General features: G+C 73.1%; 16 protein-coding genes. 11 read left to right on the forward strand and 5 right to left on the reverse strand.

The genetic code is table 11. The annotated features are described in order from the left end of the window. Nucleotides 1-93: 93 nt before the first annotated feature. The 4 genes from PV734_RS44340 to PV734_RS44355 form a co-directional block, all read right to left on the reverse strand. Entirely contained in the window at nt 94-588 is a 495-nt protein-coding gene (locus PV734_RS44340; protein WP_319090116.1) for a DUF5949 family protein, read from the reverse strand. Nucleotides 589-740: 152 nt separating this feature from the next. Beyond that, a complete protein-coding gene (locus tag PV734_RS44345) occupies nt 741-1,031 on the reverse strand; it encodes a hypothetical protein (RefSeq protein ID WP_319090117.1) in 291 nt (96 codons plus the stop codon). 235 nt (nt 1,032-1,266) lie between these two features. Continuing rightward, nucleotides 1,267-2,040 carry a hypothetical protein gene (locus PV734_RS44350; RefSeq protein ID WP_319090118.1) on the reverse strand — a complete coding sequence of 258 codons (774 nt, stop codon included), beginning with the start codon at nt 2,038-2,040 and terminating at the stop codon, nt 1,267-1,269. A 301-nt stretch (nt 2,041-2,341) separates the two neighbouring features. Then, complete coding sequence (locus PV734_RS44355; protein ID WP_006382607.1) at nt 2,342-2,581, reverse strand: chaplin; 240 nt, start codon at nt 2,579-2,581, stop codon at nt 2,342-2,344. A 275-nt stretch (nt 2,582-2,856) separates the two neighbouring features. Between PV734_RS44355 and PV734_RS44360 the strand changes: the two genes are divergently transcribed. Genes PV734_RS44360 through PV734_RS44400 form a run of 9 tightly spaced genes read left to right on the forward strand, consistent with a single transcriptional unit; the run spans nt 2,857 to nt 13,477 of the window. Then, the gene (locus PV734_RS44360; protein WP_319294909.1) at nt 2,857-3,987 is read left to right on the forward strand and encodes a DUF3344 domain-containing protein; all 1,131 of its coding nucleotides are present in this window, start codon (nt 2,857-2,859) and stop codon (nt 3,985-3,987) included. Between the two features lie 45 nt (nt 3,988-4,032). Continuing rightward, a complete protein-coding gene (locus PV734_RS44365; protein ID WP_319090120.1) occupies nt 4,033-5,214 on the forward strand; it encodes a glycosyltransferase in 1,182 nt (393 codons plus the stop codon). Next, complete coding sequence (locus PV734_RS44370; RefSeq protein ID WP_319090121.1) at nt 5,211-6,659, forward strand: exopolysaccharide biosynthesis polyprenyl glycosylphosphotransferase; 1,449 nt, start codon at nt 5,211-5,213, stop codon at nt 6,657-6,659. Before PV734_RS44365 ends, PV734_RS44370 begins: the two co-directional genes overlap by 4 nt. A gap of 5 nt (nt 6,660-6,664) precedes the next feature. Next, a complete protein-coding gene (locus tag PV734_RS44375) occupies nt 6,665-8,005 on the forward strand; it encodes an O-antigen ligase family protein (RefSeq protein ID WP_415924378.1) in 1,341 nt (446 codons plus the stop codon). Then, nucleotides 8,002-9,783 (forward strand): murein biosynthesis integral membrane protein MurJ, encoded by a 1,782-nt coding sequence (gene murJ / locus PV734_RS44380; RefSeq protein ID WP_319294911.1) that lies wholly within the window; start codon nt 8,002-8,004, stop codon nt 9,781-9,783. Before PV734_RS44375 ends, murJ begins: the two co-directional genes overlap by 4 nt. Then, complete coding sequence (locus tag PV734_RS44385; RefSeq protein WP_415924379.1) at nt 9,719-10,519, forward strand: polysaccharide deacetylase family protein; 801 nt, start codon at nt 9,719-9,721, stop codon at nt 10,517-10,519. The genes murJ and PV734_RS44385 overlap by 65 nt, the downstream gene beginning before the upstream one ends. A 5-nt stretch (nt 10,520-10,524) precedes the next feature. Then, nucleotides 10,525-11,679 carry a glycosyltransferase gene (locus tag PV734_RS44390; RefSeq protein ID WP_319090679.1) on the forward strand — a complete coding sequence of 385 codons (1,155 nt, stop codon included), beginning with the start codon at nt 10,525-10,527 and terminating at the stop codon, nt 11,677-11,679. Beyond that, a complete protein-coding gene (locus PV734_RS44395; RefSeq protein ID WP_319090123.1) occupies nt 11,676-12,329 on the forward strand; it encodes a lipopolysaccharide biosynthesis protein in 654 nt (217 codons plus the stop codon). Before PV734_RS44390 ends, PV734_RS44395 begins: the two co-directional genes overlap by 4 nt. Continuing rightward, the gene (locus PV734_RS44400) at nt 12,326-13,477 is read left to right on the forward strand and encodes a GNAT family N-acetyltransferase (protein WP_319294913.1); all 1,152 of its coding nucleotides are present in this window, start codon (nt 12,326-12,328) and stop codon (nt 13,475-13,477) included. Before PV734_RS44395 ends, PV734_RS44400 begins: the two co-directional genes overlap by 4 nt. A gap of 22 nt (nt 13,478-13,499) precedes the next feature. Here the strand turns inward: PV734_RS44400 and PV734_RS44405 are convergent, their stop codons facing one another. Then, entirely contained in the window at nt 13,500-14,846 is a 1,347-nt protein-coding gene (locus PV734_RS44405) for a glycoside hydrolase family 26 protein (protein ID WP_319090125.1), read from the reverse strand. Between the two features lie 202 nt (nt 14,847-15,048). Here PV734_RS44405 and PV734_RS44410 point away from each other — a divergent pair, with 202 nt between their 5' ends. After that, nucleotides 15,049-16,395 carry an ATP-grasp domain-containing protein gene (locus tag PV734_RS44410; protein WP_319294915.1) on the forward strand — a complete coding sequence of 449 codons (1,347 nt, stop codon included), beginning with the start codon at nt 15,049-15,051 and terminating at the stop codon, nt 16,393-16,395. Further along, on the forward strand, nt 16,395-17,663 hold the full coding sequence (locus PV734_RS44415) for an NAD(P)-binding domain-containing protein (protein ID WP_319090127.1): 1,269 nt from the start codon (nt 16,395-16,397) through the stop codon (nt 17,661-17,663). Before PV734_RS44410 ends, PV734_RS44415 begins: the two co-directional genes overlap by 1 nt. Nucleotides 17,664-17,763 lie beyond the last annotated feature (100 nt).

The following is a 17,763-nucleotide window of genomic DNA, read 5'->3' on the forward strand; positions in this document are numbered from 1 at the left end:
CCCGAGTGGTGCATTAGTCGTCCGATCAGCCCGGAGGAGCGAACCGGCTCGAACAGCCGACCCGCCCGCCCGGGCCCCGGACTTGGCCGACCGTCAGCGCAGGCTGCGGGCCGGGAGGATGACGTGGGCCGCGGCCGTCAGGGTCTCGTCGGCGCCCGCGAAGGCGGCCAGCGCCTCCGGCTCGATGGGCTTGCCGGGCTGGGCCTCGGGCCAGGGGCGGGTGGTGAACACCAGGTAGGCGAAGCCCCGTTCGGCGACCGCGGTGAGCCACTCCGGGGGCGGCGTGCACTGGGCGTTGAGCTGCGGCATGTTGACGACGGCCGAACCGGCCTGGACGAGCAGGCTGACCGGCAGGCTCGGGCGGGTGGAACCGTCGACGATGTCGCCGCCGACCGGCAGACCGGTGTTGGCGAGGAGCTGCTCGACGGCGACGGCCGAGGCCTCCGGGCCGCCCTCGCCGTCCCCGAGGGAGTAGGCGAGGAGGTAGGGCATGTCGCCGTCGGGGGCCTCACCGCTCCAGGCCATCACGACGAGCGTGCCCAGGTCGGCGATGCGGAAAGGGCGCGTTTCGCTTGAGGTTGAGGTCACCGCGGAACCCTATCGGCGGAATTCGACGGGTCCGGCCGCATTCTCACTCGACCGGGGGATTTCCCGCCGGTATCCACACGAAAGAGGGACAGGCTTCGAACAGCACGAAGGACCGATTCCGCGCGGCGGAATCGGTCCTTTCGACACTCGTGTCAGCCCTGGAGGGGGAGGCCGCCGAGCAGCCCGCCGTTCGAGTTGAGGGCCGTCGTCGCGCCCTTCACCGTGTTGAGCACCGAGTCCTTGTTCTCGGTGTCGAGCGCGTTCGACTGGTGCTGCAGCGGCTGCAGCTGCTCTACGTCGAGGGGGCCCTTGGTGAGCGTGTTGACGGCGCCGTTGAGGCTGGTGGGCGTGAGGTCGGCGGTCTCGTAGGCGAACGCGGGCGCGGCGACCCCGGCGATAACCATGGAACCGGCAACAACAGCGGCAGCCTTCAGGGACTTCATCGTGTTCCTTTCTTCGGCAACTCATGTCACCAGAGCGAATTCTGTCGCCGTGCCTAACGATCCCCGGTCGCGACGGAAACTCCATAAGCAGAAAATTTCTGCGGGGCACGCGATGGCGAACACGAACGTGTCTCGGAAGATTGACGCACAAATGGAATTGACGCCCCGGCGGAGGGACGGAAGAACAGCCGTTGTGCCGGCCGGTGAGGTCGGCACAACGACCGGGAGGGCCGCGCTAGCGGGCCGGCAGCGGCAGGGGCGGCACCGCTGCCGGTAGCGGCGGTACCGCCGCCGGGAGCTTGGGCAGCGGCGGCAGGCCCGCCAGTTCCGGTGCCGGCAGCCCGCCGCCGAGCAGGGTGGCGGCGACGAAACCGACGAGGCTCGTCAACACACCGGTGACAGCCGGGACGACGTTGGCGACATCGCCGGACGTGACCGCCGTGAGCAGCGTGTCGACCGACTTCTGCAGCGCGGTGAGCGCGTCCCCCTTGATGTCGAGGGGGCCCTTGGCGCCCTTGCCGTCCTTGAGGCTCAGCGGAAGGGCCGGCGCGGGCGGCAGCGCGGGCGTCGTCGGGAGGGCCGGGGTCGTGGGGAGGGCGGGTGCGGCGGGAGCGGTCGGCAGTGCCGGCGCTGCCGGGACCGGCGGGGTCACCGGCAACGCCACCGGCGGAGTGGCCGGGACCGGGGCCGCCGCCGTGGCCGCGGTGATGGCCGCCTTCACCCCGTCGCCCAGCTTCGTCGCCTCGTCCAGCGGCAACTGGCCGTTGTCCGCCTTGAGTACGGCGGTCAGGAGATCGGTGACGGGTTTCAGTACGCCGCCCAGGTCGCCCAGCGAGTCCACCTGCGCGAGGAGCGCGTCGGCGTTGGGGACGGGCGCCTGGGAAGCCGCGTGACCGCGCTCGCGGGCCGCGTCGCCGTCCGCCGCCAGGGCGGCCGGTGCGCCTGTGCCGAGCAGGAGGGTGGCGCAGAGTGCGGTCGACGCGAGACGCCGTGCGGGCAGAGCGCGCATGGAGGGTTTCCTTTCGGTGAGCGGTGAGGCGGTGGGTGCTGGGGGGGTGGGGTGCGGCGAACGTGTGTCCGCTGTCGGATCCACCGTCAGATCCACCGTCGCCGCCCGCAACCGGTCGCGCGCGCGAAGTGACGGTCCGTCGGCAGGGTCCCGTACGTCATCGCTGGTGAGGGCATGTGTCAAGGCCCGCCTCGCGAGTTGGCCGCCCGGCCCGCCATTCGGGGCAGCCACCCGGCAAACGCGAACCGGCCGCCCTCCCCGAAGGGAGAGCGGCCGGCAGAAGGGTCCGCGCCGACTTACGTCAGTCGTTGACGCAGGTGTTGCCGAACGCCGGGTTCAGCAGACCGATGACGTTGACGGTGTTGCCGCAGACGTTGACCGGAACGTGGACCGGGACCTGGAGGACGTTGCCCGACAGGACGCCCGGGGAGTGGGCAGCGGCGCCGTGCGCGTCGCTGTCGGCGGCGGCGACACCGGCGGTACCCGCCACGGCGGCGACGGCAACGGTGGAAAGGGCGAGGCCCTTCGCGATACGCGACATGGAGAAGTGCTCCTTGGGAGTTGTCACAAACAACCGGGCGGAAATGCCCAGCGCTGTGTCAACGCGTGGCGCGCGCCCTGGTTGTGCCGCCAATGGGGTGATCCTTCGGATCGCTCGACTGCACGATTCCGACACAGATGTCATTTATCACCAATAAATACTCATAGCGGCTAGAGTTACCCACCTTCTGACAGCCGCCCCAGACCCACCCAAAAGGTCCTCCGCCTCCCCGTCCGGCGGTCCACGACCTCTTTCCCGAAAGGGCAACGCCGGTCATGCGTATTTCCCCGGGTCTTCTGCTGCGCCGTGCGATGGTGGGCGTCTTTGCCCTCGCCGTGATCTGGACTCCGGGGGGTACGTCGACAGCCGCGCCACCCGTCGGCGGGGAATCCGGGGAGCCCGCCAAGGAGGCTGCGCGACTCGCGTTCGCCCAGCGCTACCGCGTGCTCCAGCACGGCGGGATCGTCCGCGCGGCCAACGCGTCCATCAGCTGCCGCGCCACCCTCGGGACCTGCGCGGGCATCCGCGAGGGCGGGAACCTCACGACGGGAACGGGCGGCGGCCGGGCGGCGGTCAACGGTGACCTCGACATGTTCTACGTCGATGTCGACAGCGACCCGAACACGTACAACTCCAGCCGGGCCGAGGTCCGGGTGCCGAAGGGCGGCCGGGCCACCTACGCGCGGCTGTACTGGGGCGGCAATCTCAAGGTCGGTGAGCAGAAGCCCCCGAAGGACAACGGGCGGGTGCTGATCGCCGAACCCGGCGGCCAGTACAAGGAGCTGCTCGCGGACACGGTCGTCGGGCACCGGGTGGCGCACGGCGCCGACGCGTACCAGGCCTCCGCCGATGTCACGAAGCTGGTCCGGGAGAGCGGTTCGGGGCTGTACACCGTCGCGCAGATCAACGTGGCGATGGGGAAGTCGGCGGCCGGGGCATGGGGCGGCTGGACGCTGGTCGTGGCGTACGAGAACGCGGCGGAGCCGCTGCGGCACCTCGCCGTGTGGGACGGGTTCGACGCGCTGCGGGACCGGACGGGTGAAACCCCGTTGGTCCGGTTGGCCGAACTGCCGTTCCCCGCCGGCGCGAACGGACGCGCGGGTCTGGTCGCCTACGACGGGGACCGCGGCAGCGCCGGAGACTCCCTGACGGTGTCGGTCGCGGGGCGCACGACGGCGCTGGGAGACACGGCCAACCCCCTCGACGACGTGCTGAATTCGACCATCGGCAAGCCCGTCACGGAGCGCGTTCCGGCGTACGCGAACACCCTCGGCTACGACTCGGACGTGTTCGAACTGGATACGGCGCTGCGGCGCGGTGGTGACCAGCTGGCCTTCCGGCTCGTTTCCCAGCGGGACGCGGCGTGGGCCGGCGCACTTTTCGTGGCCGTCGACGCCCGGCAGTAGCCGAGGTGCGTCCGGCACCGCCATCCGTGAGCGAGGAAACCGCGCATGCAACTGATCGCACCGGACCCCCGGCCACGGGTCCTGCACGTCACCCAGCCGGTGGACGGCGGGGTGGCCCGGGTCGTGACGGACCTGGCGCGGGCCCAGCTCGCCGCCGGTCTGCACGTCACGGTCGCCTGCCCGGACGGCGGTGACCTGGCCGCGCGGCTGAGGGCGCTCGGCGCCGACGTACGCCCCTGGCACGCGACGCGCGCTCCGGGGCCCTCGCTCGTCGGGGAGGTGCGGCGGCTTCGGCGGGTGGTCGAGGAGGCGCGGCCGGATGTCGTGCACGCGCACAGCGCGAAGGCCGGGCTCGCCGCCCGGACGGCGCTGCGGGGGCGGGTGGCGACGGTGTTCCAGCCGCACGCCTGGTCGTTCGAGGCGGTCGGCGGTCCCACCGCGGCGCTGGCCCTGAAGTGGGAGCGGTGGGGGGCCCGTTGGGCCTCCCGGGTGGTGTGCGTGAGCGACGCCGAACGGGCGACCGGGGTCCGTGCCGGGATCGCCGGCCAGTGGCGGGTGATCCCGAACGGGATCGACACCGAGCGTTTCCACCCCGCGCCGGCGGCCTCCGTACGCGCCGGGGTCCCGTTGCTCGCGGAGGTCGATCCGGCCGCCCCGCTGGTCGTGTGCGTGGGGCGGCTGTGCCGGCAGAAGGGGCAGGACGTGCTGCTCCGGGCGTGGGGCGAGATCGCGCGGCGGGTGCCGGGGGCACGGCTCGTGCTCGTCGGTGACGGGCCGGACGCCGGCCGGCTGCGGGCGCTCGCCCCCGACTCCGTGCTGTTCGCGGGGGCCGTCGCCGATGCCGTCCCCTGGCACCGGGCCGCCGATCTGGTCGTCCTGCCCTCGCGGTGGGAGGGCATGGCGCTGGCGCCGCTGGAGGCGATGGCCTGCGGGCGCCCGGTCGTCGTCACCGACGTGGACGGCGGGCGCGAGAGTCTGCCCGCCGCTCTCGCACCGCGCTGTCTGGTGCCGGCCGAGAACCCCGCCGCGCTCGCCGGGACCGTCTCCGAACTGCTGCTCGATCCCCCGCTGCGTGAGTCGCTGGGGCAGCTGGGGCGTCGGCACGTCCTGTCCGCGCACGACGTACGGCACACCGCCGAGGCCGTCGCGGGCGTGTACCGCGAGCTGATCACCGCGCACGCCGTGCGGCCCGTGCGCGCCGAGTACAGGGAGTCCATCCACTCGTGACTGCGGAAAGTACCGTCCCCTCCCCCGGCGGAGGGCCGCGGGAGCACAGGTTCTCGACAGTGTCGGCCGTCTCGGTCATCCCGCCCCGCGAGTCGGTCGGCGGCTTCAGATTCCCGGCTGGCCGGCGTCCCGCGCTCCGGCCGGCCTCCCCGCTGCCGCTGCTCGCCGCGGACGGCATCGCCGCTCTGCTCGGCGTCCTGGCGCTCACCGGACCCCAGCGCCACCCCGTGCTCGTCGGCGCGCTGCTGATCGGCGTGGTCGCGCTGAACGCGCGGGCCTCGCTGTACCGGCCGGAGTCCGTGCCGGCGTTCCTCGACGAACTGCCCGCCGTCTGTGGCCGGATCGCGCTGGGCTGGCTGGCCCTCGCGGCCCTGGTCGGGGCGATCGAACCCGTCGACGCGCTGTCCGCGCACACCCTCGTCATGGGCTGCGCGGTACAGACGGTGGCGAGCGCGGTGGGCCGCGCGACCATCCACTGGCGGCGGCGCCGGGCACTGCTGCGCCGCCCGCACACCGCCCTCGTCATCGGACCGGCCGGCACCGCCCGGCGGGTGGCCACCGCGTTCCTGCGCCACCCGGCGTGCGGAGTACGGCCGGTGGGACTGGTCACCGACCACCCGGACGGCGTGGCGGGCCTGCCCGTGCTGACCACCGGCGAGGAGGTCCAGCGGGCGCTGATCCAGAACGGCGTACGCGCCGTGCTCACCGTCCATCCCTCCGTACGGGCCGAACAGGGGCCCCTGCTCCGGGCGTTGGCGGAGTCGGGCTGCACGTTGTGGGAGATCGACGCCGAGTCGCCCTCGTACGAGAGCGCGGAGCGGCTCGCCGGATTCTCCTGCCGGCGGCTCGCCATGGGCCCCGACCGGCCGGGCAGCCTCGGCAAGCGGCTGCTCGACGTGACGGTCTCCGGGACCCTCCTGCTGCTGTTCTCGCCGCTGCTGCTGCTCTGCGCGGTGGTGCTGCGGCTGACCGGCGGGCGGGGCGTCGTCTTCCGGCAGGAGCGCATCGGCAAGGACGGGCGGCCCTTCACCCTCCTGAAGTTCCGCACCCACCGCCCGGTGAACGAGATGGAGGCGGCGACCCGTTGGAGCGTCGCCGACGAGCGGCGCATGAACTGGTTCTGCCGTTTCCTGCGCCGCACCTCGATGGACGAGCTCCTCCAGCTGTGGAACGTCCTCTGGGGCGATATGAGCCTGGTCGGGCCGAGGCCCGAACGCCCGTATTTCGTAGGCAAGTTCAGCCAGACCTACCCCGGCTACGCGGCCCGCCACCGGATGCAGACCGGGATCACCGGGCTCGCCCAGATCCACGGGCTGCGCGGGGACACCTCGATCGAGGACCGCTGCCGGTTCGACAACGCCTACATCGACAACTGGTCGCTGTGGCAGGACATCTGCATCCTGCTGCGCACCGCCGCCACGCTCGTCCGCCCGACAGGAAGCTGAGCGCAGTGAGCCACAGCCCCGCATGGCCGTTGCCGCGCCGAGTGCCCTTCGCGCACCTCGCGTCGTTCGCTCCGCTCCTGCCCGTGCTCCTGGTGGTCGCCCTGCTCGCCCTGCCGGCCGCGCAGGGCACCGACGGCGGGGCGACCCCGGCCGACGCCGTCTCCGGGCTGGTGGTCCTGTACTGCGCGATCCGGCTCGTACGGGAGCGGCGGCGACCCCTGTCCCGTACGGCGGCCGTGGTGCTCGGGCTGCCGGTGCTCGGGCTCGCGGTCGCGGCCGTCGGGGCCTCCTCGCCGGCGGCCGGGATCGGGGGCCTGGGGCGCTACCTCCAGATCTTCGTCCTGGTCCCGGCGTCCGTGGTGCTGCTCATCCGGGACAAGCGCGACTTCCGGGTGCTGGCCTGGGTGTTCGTCGCCTTCGCCCTGTTCCAGGGGGCGGTCGGGGTGCACCAGTTCGTGACCGGGACCGGCGCCTCCTACCAGGGCGAGGAGATCCGGGCGGTGGGCACCTTCGGGCCCGCCGACGTGATGGGCATGGCGACCGTGGTGGCCTTCGGGCTGATGTGCGCGCTGGCACTGGCTCTGGGGTCGGCCGCCGCCCGGCAGCGGGCCGTGGCCGCCGGCTGCGCCCTGGCGCTCCTCGCCCCGCTCGCCGTCTCCTTCAGCCGGGGCGCCTGGATCGCCACGGCGGCGGCCTGCGCGCTGCAGCTGATGCTGGCCGGGATGCGGCGCGCACTGAAGGTGGGCGCCGTGGTGGCCGCCTCGGCCGTGATCCTGGTCGGCGGCCTCGGCCTCGGCTCGGCGATGCTCCAGGAGCGGATCAGCAGCATCACCCAAGTCACCGACGCGCCCGACCAGTCGGTCACCGACCGGTACACGATGTGGGCGGCGGCGACCGACATGTGGAGCGAACACCCGCTCACCGGAGTCGGGTTGAAGGGTTTCCCCGAACACCGCGACGGACACGCCTCGTTGGCCCTGTCCTCGGGCAGCGACACGGAGGGCGCGGGCGCCGCGTTCCGCAGGCAGCCGCTGCTGTCCCCGCACAACATGTACCTGCTGGTGCTCAGCGAGCAGGGGCTGATCGGGCTGCTGACCGTCGGGGGCAGCTGGCTGGCGCTGCTGGTGTGCGGCCTGCGGGGGCTGGTGCGGACCCGGCGGTCGGCGTCCGGCGGCGGGCTCGACTGCGCCCTCGTCGCCTGCGGGCTGCTGATCTGGCAGTTGATCGACTTCCTGTACGCCGACATCGGCGGACCCGCGACCGTACTGACCGCCGTCCTCTTCGGGCTCGTCGCCTGGTGGGCCCTCGTCGGCGCCGACGACGTCCCCGAGACCTCCGCGCGATGAACGCGACGCCGCCTCGGACCGAGGGAGAGACCAGGGTGACGCTGCCCGCGGCACGCGCCGCTTCGCCGGCCGCGAAGGAAAGCGGGGACGGAGGGGACCACGACGACGGCGACGACGGCAACCCCTCCGGAGATCCCGCCGAACTCGCCCCCGTTTCACGGAAGTTCCTCGCCCAGGCCACGCTCATCACCGCCGTGCTCTCGGTCGCGGGCGCCCTGCTCGGGCTGGTCCGGGACCAGTCGCTGGCCCGGCTGTTCGGGGCCGGCAGTGACACGGACGCCTTCCTGGTCGCGTGGACCGTGCCTGAGTTCGCGGCGACGCTGCTCATCGAGGACGGGCTGGCCTTCATCCTCATCCCGGCGTTCAGCGTGGCGCTGGCCCGGCGCGCCCACGGTGCCCCGGGCGACCCGGTGCGGGCGTTGGTCGCCACGACGCTGCCCCGGCTCACGCTCGCCTTCGCGGCGGTCGGCGCGCTGCTCGTCGCCACGGCTCCCTACCTGGTGGAGGCGCTCGCCCCCGGCCTGCCCGACCCGTCGCTCGCCGTGGACTGCACCCGCCTCACCGCCACCTGCGTCTTCAGCTTCGGCCTCGCCGGGTACTGCAGCGCGGCCCTGCGCGCACACCGGCGGTTCCTGGCCCCGGCGGCGATCTACGTGGCCTACAACACCGGGATCATCGCGGCGATGTTCGTGCTGGGCCCCAGCGTGGGGGTGCGCTCGGCGGCGGTCGGGGTGGCGGTGGGCGGCGCACTGATGGTCGTCACCCAACTTCCCTCTGTGCTACGGCAGTTGCGGCGACGCGGGTCGGCCGTGGCGGACGAGGTCGTGGTGGAGGAGACGTCCGCGGCGCCGATGGCGTTCGCGCTCGTCGCGCCGGTGCTGCTCTTCGCGCTGACCCGGCAGTCACAGGTGCTCGTCGAGCGGTTCCTCGCCTCCACCCTCCCCGCCGGGGCCATCTCGCACCTGAACTACGCGCAGAAGGTGGCGCAGATCCCGATGACGCTGTCGCTGATGCTGTGCACGGTCACCTTCCCGGTGGTCGCGCGGGCCATCGCGGAGGGCGACACCGAGCGGGCCCGCAGCCGGGTGGAGCGGGACATCGCGCTGGCCGCCTGGGTGGTGCTGCTGGGCGCGGGCACGGTGATCGCCTGTGCGCCGCAGATCATCGAAGTCCTTTTCCAGCGGGGCGCGTTCACCGCCGCGGACACCGAGGCGACCGCCTCCGTGATGCGGGTGTACGCGCTCGGGCTGCTCGGACACACCCTGGTCGGCGCGCTCATCCGCTCGTACTTCTCCTCCAACCGGCCCACCTGGTATCCGTTGGCCGCGATGACGGCGGGCATCGTCACGACCTCGTGGATCGGGGCCTGGACGGTCGGTCCGTGGGGTGTCTGCGGGATCGCCGCCGCCAACGCCGCCGGGATCACGCTGTCGGCGGCGCTGCTGCTGTACGGGATGGGTCCGCGCAGTGTGCCGATCCGGACCCGGCAGGTGGTCGTCGAACTGAGCAAGCCCGTGCGTGCGGCGCTGTGCGCGACGGCCGCCGGGGCGTTCGTGACCAACCGGATCGACGGCCCGGTGACGGGACTCGCCGCCGGCACGGCGACCGTGACCGTCGTCTACTTCCTGCTCGGCCGGCTCATGCGGGCCCAGGCCGTGCAGAGCTTCGTCCTCGCACTCCGTTCCGCACGCTCCCTGACCCGGAGGCTTCCGTATGTCCGCAAGCGCACCCGCGCCCACGCCCGCCCCCGTCCCCGCCGTCGCGACCGGGTCCGTTGACCGCGCCCGAAGAGCCGCCCGCGCCGGTTCCGTCCCCTGGGTGGCGATGTACCACTCGGTGGGCGACTGCTCGGACGACCCGTACCGCGTCACGGTCACGCCCGAGCGTCTCGACGCCCAGCTGGGGTGGCTGCACCGGCGCGGGCTGCGGGGTGTGGGTGTGGCGGAGCTGCTCGCCGCCCGTTCCCGGGGCGAGGGGCGCGGGCTCGTCGGGCTCACCTTCGACGACGGGTACGCCGACTTCGTCACCAACGCCCTTCCCGTGCTGAGTCGTTGGGAGTGCGGCGCGACCCTCTTCGTGCTGCCGGGACGGCTCGGCGGGGAGAACGCCTGGGACCCGCTGGGCCCGCGCAGGCCGCTGCTCACCGCGGACGGCATCCGTGCCGTCGCCGGGGCCGGGATCGAGATCGGTTCGCACGGGCTGACGCACGTCGACCTGACGAAGGCGGACGACGAGCTGCTGCGCGCCGAGGTCTCCGAGAGCAGAGCGCTGCTCTCGGAGTTGAGCGGTGCTCCGGTCGCGGGGTTCTGCTACCCGTACGGGACTGTCGACCAGCGGGCCGCGGATGCCGTACGGGCGGCCGGGTACGCCTACGGCTGCGCGATCGACCCGGGCCCGCTGGGCGGCGTCCATGTCCTGCCCCGCGTCCACGTCGGCGAGAACGACACCGCCGTACGCCTCCATCTCAAGTACCGGCTGCACCGGCTGCGGCGCCGGCCGGTCGAGGGGGTGTGACGGCGGTGAAGGCCCTGCACATCATCACCGGCCTCGGAGTCGGCGGCGCCGAACAGCAACTGCGGCTGCTGCTGCGGCACCTGCCGGTCGACTGCGATGTCGTGACGCTCACCAACCCGGGCTCGGTCGCCGACGGTCTGGTCGCCGACGGCGTCCGGGTCGTCCACCTCGGTATGGCCGGCAACCGGGACCTCGCCGCCCTGCCCCGGCTGGTGAACGTCATCCGCTCGGGCGGCTACGACCTGGTGCACACCCACCTCTACCGGGCCTGTGTGTACGGCAGGATCGCCGCGCGGCTCGCGGGCGTACGCGCGATCGTCGCCACCGAACACTCCCTGGGCGACTCCCAGATGGAGGGGCGGCGGCTCACCGCCGGGGTCCGTGCGCTGTACCTCGCCGGCGAACGGCTCGGCCGCACCACCGTCGCCGTGTCCCCCACGGTCGCCGAGCGGCTCCGCCGCTGGGGTGTACCCGCGCCGCGGATCGAGGTCGTCCCCAACGGCATCGACCTGGCCCGCTTCCGCTTCGACCCGGTCGCCCGGCAGCGCACCCGCGAACGTCTCGGGCTGCCCGAGGATGCGTACGTCGTCGGCGGCATCGGCCGGCTCGCGCCGGGCAAGCGCTTCGGTGACGTCATCGAGGCGCTGGCACAACTACCGGACGACTACTGGCTGTTGCTCGTCGGAGGCGGCCCCGAGGAGCACATCCTGCGGCGCACCGCGCGCGAGGCGGGCGTGGCCGACCGGGTGCTGTTCACCGGTGAACGGCCCGCCGTACCGGACGGCACCCCCGGCCCCGATCTGCCTTCCCTCACCTCCGCGATGGACCTGCTCGCCTCCCCCTGCCCGGAGGAGGCCTTCGGCCTCGCGGTCGTGGAGGCGCTGGCCGCCGGGCTGCCCGTCCGGTACGTCTCCTGCCCGGCGGTCGAGGACCTGCCCCCGGAGGCCGCCGAGAACGCCCGCCGCGTACCCGGCGGCGCGGACTCCTTCGCGCGCGCCCTCGCCGAGGCCCGCGCGCTGGGCCCACGGGACCGCACGCCTCCCGCGGCGGCCCACCACTACGACATCACCCGCAGCGCCGCCCAGCTCATGAACGTGTACGCGGCGACCGCTCCTGCCCTCAACCAGTCCCCGTCATCCCAGGGAGCCCCATCCTCATGACCGAGAACGCCAGCAGAGTCCCCCACCCCACCGCCCGCACCCGTACCCGCGCCCTGCCCCCCTGGTCCCTCCTCGTGGCCGGCGCGGTACTCGGCGGCCTCCTCGGCGGCGCGTACGGCACCCTCAAGGCGCCCACCTACACGGCCACCAGCTACGTCGTCGCCGTACCGACCGAGAAGTCCGACCCGGCGGCCGCGCTCGGTTTCGCCCAGGCCTACGGCCGGGTCGCCACGCAGCTCGCGGTGCTCGGGGACGCCCAGGTGTGGGCGGGCGTGCCGGTGTCGACGCTGCGCTCCAGCGTGCAGACGGCGACCTCACCGGACGCCCCCATGGTCGCCGTGTCGGCCACCTCGACTCGCCGCGACCTCGCCGCCGACATGGCGAACGCCGTCGCCCGTTCACTGACCCGGCACGCCAACGACACCAAGCAGTCCACGCACGTGGAGCTGCTCCAGTTCTCGCGCGCGGTCAAGCCGGCCGAGCCGTCCTCGGCCCCGGCCGCGGTGACCGGCCTGGTCGGCGCGAGCGCGGGCGGACTGCTCGGCGGACTGGTGCTGCTGGTACGGCCCCGGCGACGCACGGAGGAACCGGCACTCGCGGCCTCCGTACCGGGCCCGGCCGTCGCCGCCGACGCACATGGCCAGCTGTGACGGTCACGGCCACCGGCGCCCTGCGCGCCGAAGTCGTCAGCGACGAGACCGCCTTCGCCGAACTCGCCCCGGCCTGGGGGCGGTTGTACCGGCGGTGCGGCGCGGCGACCCCGTTCCAGAGCCATGCCTGGCTGCACTCGTGGTGGCTGTCGTACGGCGTCCCGGGCCGGCTGCGGATCGTCGTCGTCCGCGATCCGGAGGGCGAACTCCTCGCCGCCGCCCCGCTGATGCGCGTCAACCGCCCACTGCCCGCGCTCGTGCCGCTCGGCGGCGCGATCTCCGACTACGGTGACGTGCTCCTCGACGACGACACGGCCGACGAGGCCGCCGCCGCCCTCGCCGACGGCCTCTCCGACGCCGCCCGTACCGCGCTGATCGATCTCCGCGAGGTCCGGCCGGGCGGCGCGGCGGAACGCGTGTACGAGCGCTGGCGTGGCCCGCGCCGCCAGGTCAGGGACTCCGTGTGTCTGGAGCTGCCCGCGGTCTCGATGGACGGCCTGGTCTCCCGCCTCCCCTCCTCGAAGGCCCAGCGGGTCCGCGCCAAGCTGCGCAAGCTGACCGCGCTCGGCGTCGAGCGTCGCGTCGTACGCCCCGACGAGGTCGACGCGGCCCTGGCCCGCCTGCTCGAACTGCACCAACTCCAGTGGCAGGGACGGAAGGTGACGTCCGAGCATCTCCAGCCCCGGTTCCGTGAGCACCTCGCCCGGTCGGTCGGGCCGATGGTGCGCTCCGGGGACGCCGTGGTCACCGAGTTCCGCCTCGACGACAGCGTGGTCGCCGTCGATCTGACCCTGCTGTCCGGACGCCTCGCGGGCGGCTATCTGTACGGCGCCCATCCGGGCCTGCGGAAACGGAAGGCGGACGTCGCAGTGATGCTCCTCGACGCCTGCGCCCAGCACACGGGGTCCGGCGCACACGCCACCCTGAGCCTGCTGCGCGGTGACGAGCCGTACAAGCACCACTGGCGCCCCGAACCCGTCGTCAACCAGCGGCTGTTGCTGGCCCGGCGGCTGACGGCACCGCTGATGTCGGCGGTCGTGTGCGATGTCGCCGCCCGCAGCCGGGGCAAGAAACTCCTGCGCCGGCTGCGGGAACGCGACGGAACCGGAAGCGGAAACGGCGGCGACGACGGCGGCGACGGATCGTGAACGACCCACCGCCACCGGGCGGTCACCGGTTGCGCGACCACCAGTCGAACTTCAGGCAGAGCTTCCCGCCCATCCAGTACTCCACCCAGTCGCCCAGGTCCAGCGGCGAGCAGTTCGGCGGCGGCAGCGGCACGGGCGGGGTGACCGGGTCCGTGGGCTTCGGTGGCTCGGGGGTCGGTTCCGGCGTCGGCACCGGCGGCACCGGTGTCGGCACGGTCGGCCCGGTGTCCTTACGGCCCGTCAGGATCTGGCGGTACACCTCGGACGCCTTCGGATTGCTCCCGCACTGCCACACGCCGTGCGGGCAGTAGTCGGTCAGCGTGTTGTACAGCGGCTTGTGCTCGTCCATCCACGCGAGCATGCGCCGCACGTACTCCGGATTGTCGCCGTTACGGAACAGTCCCCATTCCGGATAGGAAATGGGCTTTCCGTGCGCCTTGGCGAAATCCACATGCGCCTGAAGTCCGTAGGGCTCGCTCACCTGCTCGTCGAATGAGAGTCCCCGGGGCTGGTCATAGGCGTCCATGCCGATGATGTCGACCGTGTCGTCCCCCGGATAGCACTGCGGCCACGGAATGGCGTCCTTGCCCCGGGTCGGATTGAAATCGAACCGGAATTTCTGGCCCGGCACCGCCCGCATGGTGGTGACGATCCTGTTCCAGTACCTCTTCCAGGCCTCCGGGTCCGGCCCGCAGCGATGGGTGTACGTGATGCCGTTCATTTCCCAGCCGAGCACGATGACCGTGTCCGGGATGTTCAGCGCGACCAGCCGCTCGGCCAGGGCGCGGAAGTGGTGATCGTAGAGACCGGCCGCGCCGCGCCTCAACTGCACCTGCACCTGCCGGTCGGAGACGCCCTCCTCGTTGCGCTCCAGCATGGGCACGTTGAGGACGAACAGCCGGTCCTCCTCGGCCCGCCGCCAGTCCGCCCACACGTCGAGGAACCCGGGCGCCCCCTCGATGTTGCTCCACCGGTCACCCGGCAGGTAGGTGTGCCCGACCGTGAGATCGGCACCGCCCAGCCAGCGGCTGAGCTCGGCGATCCTGGCCGTGCCACGTTCGCCGTCGTAGTCGACGTACGCGCCGAAGGCGGGGAGCTTGGGCGGCTCCGGTGGCTCGGGGGGTTCCGGCGGTTCGACCTTGGGCGGCTCGGGAGCCACCGGGGGTTCGGGGGTCACGGGCGCGACCGGCGCCACGACCCCGGTGGGCGGTGCCGGCTGCGTGACCGTGCCAGGTACGGGGACGGGAGGATCGGCCACCCCCGCGCCCACGGCGTGTCCCGGCCCCGTCGCCAGGACGGCCGACGCGGCGACCGCGGCCGCCAGGAACGCCAGCCGTCCGGTGCGGGCCCGTCGCTTGTGTGGGGCCATGCCTGCTCCTTCCTCCACGCGCGTACTCCCTGTTCTCACACTGCCTGTTTTCGCACTGCTTTCCGCACTGCCTGTTCTCGTCCTGCCTTTTCACCTACTGACACTCAGTCATATGAGTATGAATTCCGCCACCGCGCTTGAGACTTTCGAGTGTTCCGCTCGCCCGCACGAGTGAACCGACCCGAAGGAAACCCGAAAACACATGTCCGTGTCGCTGCTCGACACCCGCGTCCCCGCCGTCCTCGTGCGGACCGACCGGAATCCCTTTCACCACGGAACACTGGGCGCCGTGCGCTCGCTCGGCCGGGCGGGCGTCGACGTCCACCTGATCGCCGACGTCGCCGGAAGTCCCGTACGCAGATCACGCTTCGTACGCCAACTGCATCCGCCGCCGCGGCCCGGCGCCGCCCCCGCCGACATCGCCCGCACCCTGCTGCGGGTCGCCTCCCAGATCGCGCGGCCCGCCGTGCTGATCCCGCTCGACGACGCGAGCGCCGTCGCGGTGGGCCGGGCGCGGGCCGAGCTGGCGCCCGCCTTTCTGCTGCCGCAGCAGCCCGGCGCGCTGGCCGAACGGGTGGCCGACAAGGCCGAACTGGCCGCCCTGTGCGCGGCCTTGGACATGCCTCACCCGCCGACACTGATCCCGGACAGCGCGGCCGACGCCGCCGCCACGGCGTGGCATCTCGGCCTTCCGGCCGTGGCGAAGTGGAGCCGTCCCTGGCTGCTCCCGGCCGACAGCGACCTGCGCAGCACGGTCGTCGTGCGCTCGGCCCGGCAGGCACGCGAGCTGTATCTGCGGACGGAGGAGGCGGGCAGCCGACTGCTGCTCCAGGCGTTCCTGCCCCCGGGCCCCGACCTCGACTGGTTCTGCCACGGCTACGCCGACCGCACCGGGACCGTGCGCGGCGGCGGCCCCGGCCGCAAGCTGCACGCCTGGCCGCGCGGCGCCGGGCTGACCGCGGTGGGCCACTGGACGCCGAACGCGTCGGTGCAGGCGCTCACCGAACGCCTGATCGGCGAACTCGGCTACCGGGGCATCTTCGACCTCGACTTCCGCCGCTGCGCGACGACCGGCGCCTACCACCTGCTCGACTTCAACCCGCGCCCCGGCGCCCAGTTCCGGCTCTTCACCGACTCGGCCGGGCTGGACGTCGTACGCGCCCAGCACCTCGACCTGACCCACCGTCCGCTGCCCGAGGGGGTGGCGCGGCCCGGGCGGGCGTTCGTGGTCGAGAACTACGCGCCGCTCAGCGCGCTGCGTCCGGCCCCGGCCGGCCGCGAACTGGCCTGGCACGCCCCGGACGACCTCGCGCCCGGCTGGGCGATGTGGGCCCTGTGGGCCCGGCACGCCGCCCGCCGTCTGCCGACCCGGCTGCGCCGGCTGTGCGAGCGGCCCGGACCGGACGACACCCGGGCACGCGTCGTCCGGCAGGCGGTGCCCGAGGCGCCGCAGCCACCGGCCGACGGTTCCCCGGCCGACGACTCCCTGACCGATGGCTCCCTGGCCAACAACTCCCTGACCGACGACGAGAAAGCGAACAGCTACTGATGTACGACCTGCTGGTGGTGGGCGCGGGCCCCTACGGCCTGTCCATCGCCTCCCACGCCGCCGGAGCCGGGCTGCGCCTGCGTGTCCTCGGCCGGCCCATGGCCTCCTGGCGCGACAACATGCCCCGGGGCATGTACCTCAAGTCGGAGCCGTGGGCGTCGAACCTGTCCGACCCCGACGACCGCTGGCGCCTCGACACGTACTGCGCCGGTCAGGCCGTCGAGGCACGGCACGGACAGCCGATCCCGCTGGAGATGTTCGCCGAGTACGGCCAGTGGTTCGCCCGCAACGCCGTCCCCGAGGTCGACGAACGGACGGTGACCCGGGTGACGCCCGTCGCCGGGGGCTTCGAGGCGGTGACGGAGGACGGCGAGACGGTACGCGCCCGGACCGTCGCCCTGGCCATCGGTGTCCTGCCCTTCGTCGAGATCCCCGGCGCGCTGCGCGGCCTCGGCCCCGACCTGGTCTCGCACAGCAGCCACCACAGTGACCTCGACCGCTTCCGGGGCCGGGACGTCACGGTGATCGGCGGTGGCCAGGCAGCCCTGGAGACAGCTGCCCTGCTCGCCGAACAGGGCACGCGCGTAAGGGTGTTGGCCCGTGCGGAGCAACTGAACTGGAATGACGTACCGCCCCCGTGGGAGCGCCCCTGGTGGCGCTCGGCCCGCGCCCCGCACAGCGGCCTGGGCTGCGGCTGGCGCAACTGGTTCTACTCGGAACGCCCTGGCCTCTTCCACCGCCTCTCGGAACCGACCCGTGCCCGGATCGCCGCCACGGCCCTGGGCCCGGCGGGCGCTTGGTGGGTACGCGACCGCGTGGAACCGGCGGTGGAGGTGCTCCTCGGCCAAGAGGTGACGGAGGCAGCGGAGTTGACGGGCGCCGGCGGCGGAGTACGGCTGGACACGGTCACCCGGTCCGGCGAGCGGCACTCCCTGGAGACCGAACACGTCATCGCGGCAACGGGGTTCAGGGCGACCTGCGACCGACTGAGCCTGCTGGACCCCCGACTCGGCGGCGGCCTGGGCGCGTTGGAGGACGGTTCCCCGGCGGTCGGACGGCACTTCGAGTCGTCGTACCCCGGTCTGTTCATGGCGGGCCTGGTGACAGCGTCCGGGTTCGGCCCGGCGATGCGCTTCGTACACGGCGCGACGTTCACCGCGGAGACGCTCGTACGAGGGGTACGGCGCCGGCTGCGGGCGGGAACCCCGACCGGTAGCGCGACGGTGCCGGGGCAGGGGCGGCGCGAGGGGGTTCGCTCCGCGAGGTAGCGGTTCGTCAGCTCCGGACCGGCGCGGCCCGGCCGCGCCCACGGTACGGCCACGCGCCCCTCGCGGGGCGCGTGGCTCGTCCGGGTGCCCGGGGGTCCTA

Origin of the sequence: Streptomyces sp. AK08-02, assembly GCF_033795085.1 — a bacterium.
Taxonomy (GTDB): domain Bacteria; phylum Actinomycetota; class Actinomycetes; order Streptomycetales; family Streptomycetaceae; genus Streptomyces; species Streptomyces echiniscabiei.

Coding starts and splice junctions, on each gene's coding strand:
- PV734_RS44350 (WP_319090118.1), bottom strand. CDS start 2,040: ATGCGCGCTCTGCCCGCACGGCGTCTCGCGTCGACCGCACTCTGCGCC.
- PV734_RS44405 (WP_319090125.1), bottom strand. CDS start 14,846: ATGGCCCCACACAAGCGACGGGCCCGCACCGGACGGCTGGCGTTCCTG.
- PV734_RS44360 (WP_319294909.1), top strand. CDS start 2,857: ATGCGTATTTCCCCGGGTCTTCTGCTGCGCCGTGCGATGGTGGGCGTC.
- PV734_RS44365 (WP_319090120.1), top strand. CDS start 4,033: ATGCAACTGATCGCACCGGACCCCCGGCCACGGGTCCTGCACGTCACC.
- PV734_RS44355 (WP_006382607.1), bottom strand. CDS start 2,581: ATGTCGCGTATCGCGAAGGGCCTCGCCCTTTCCACCGTTGCCGTCGCC.
- PV734_RS44415 (WP_319090127.1), top strand. CDS start 16,395: ATGTACGACCTGCTGGTGGTGGGCGCGGGCCCCTACGGCCTGTCCATC.
- PV734_RS44410 (WP_319294915.1), top strand. CDS start 15,049: ATGTCCGTGTCGCTGCTCGACACCCGCGTCCCCGCCGTCCTCGTGCGG.
- PV734_RS44345 (WP_319090117.1), bottom strand. CDS start 1,031: ATGAAGTCCCTGAAGGCTGCCGCTGTTGTTGCCGGTTCCATGGTTATC.
- PV734_RS44395 (WP_319090123.1), top strand. CDS start 11,676: ATGACCGAGAACGCCAGCAGAGTCCCCCACCCCACCGCCCGCACCCGT.
- PV734_RS44385 (WP_415924379.1), top strand. CDS start 9,719: ATGTCCGCAAGCGCACCCGCGCCCACGCCCGCCCCCGTCCCCGCCGTC.
- murJ (WP_319294911.1), top strand. CDS start 8,002: ATGAACGCGACGCCGCCTCGGACCGAGGGAGAGACCAGGGTGACGCTG.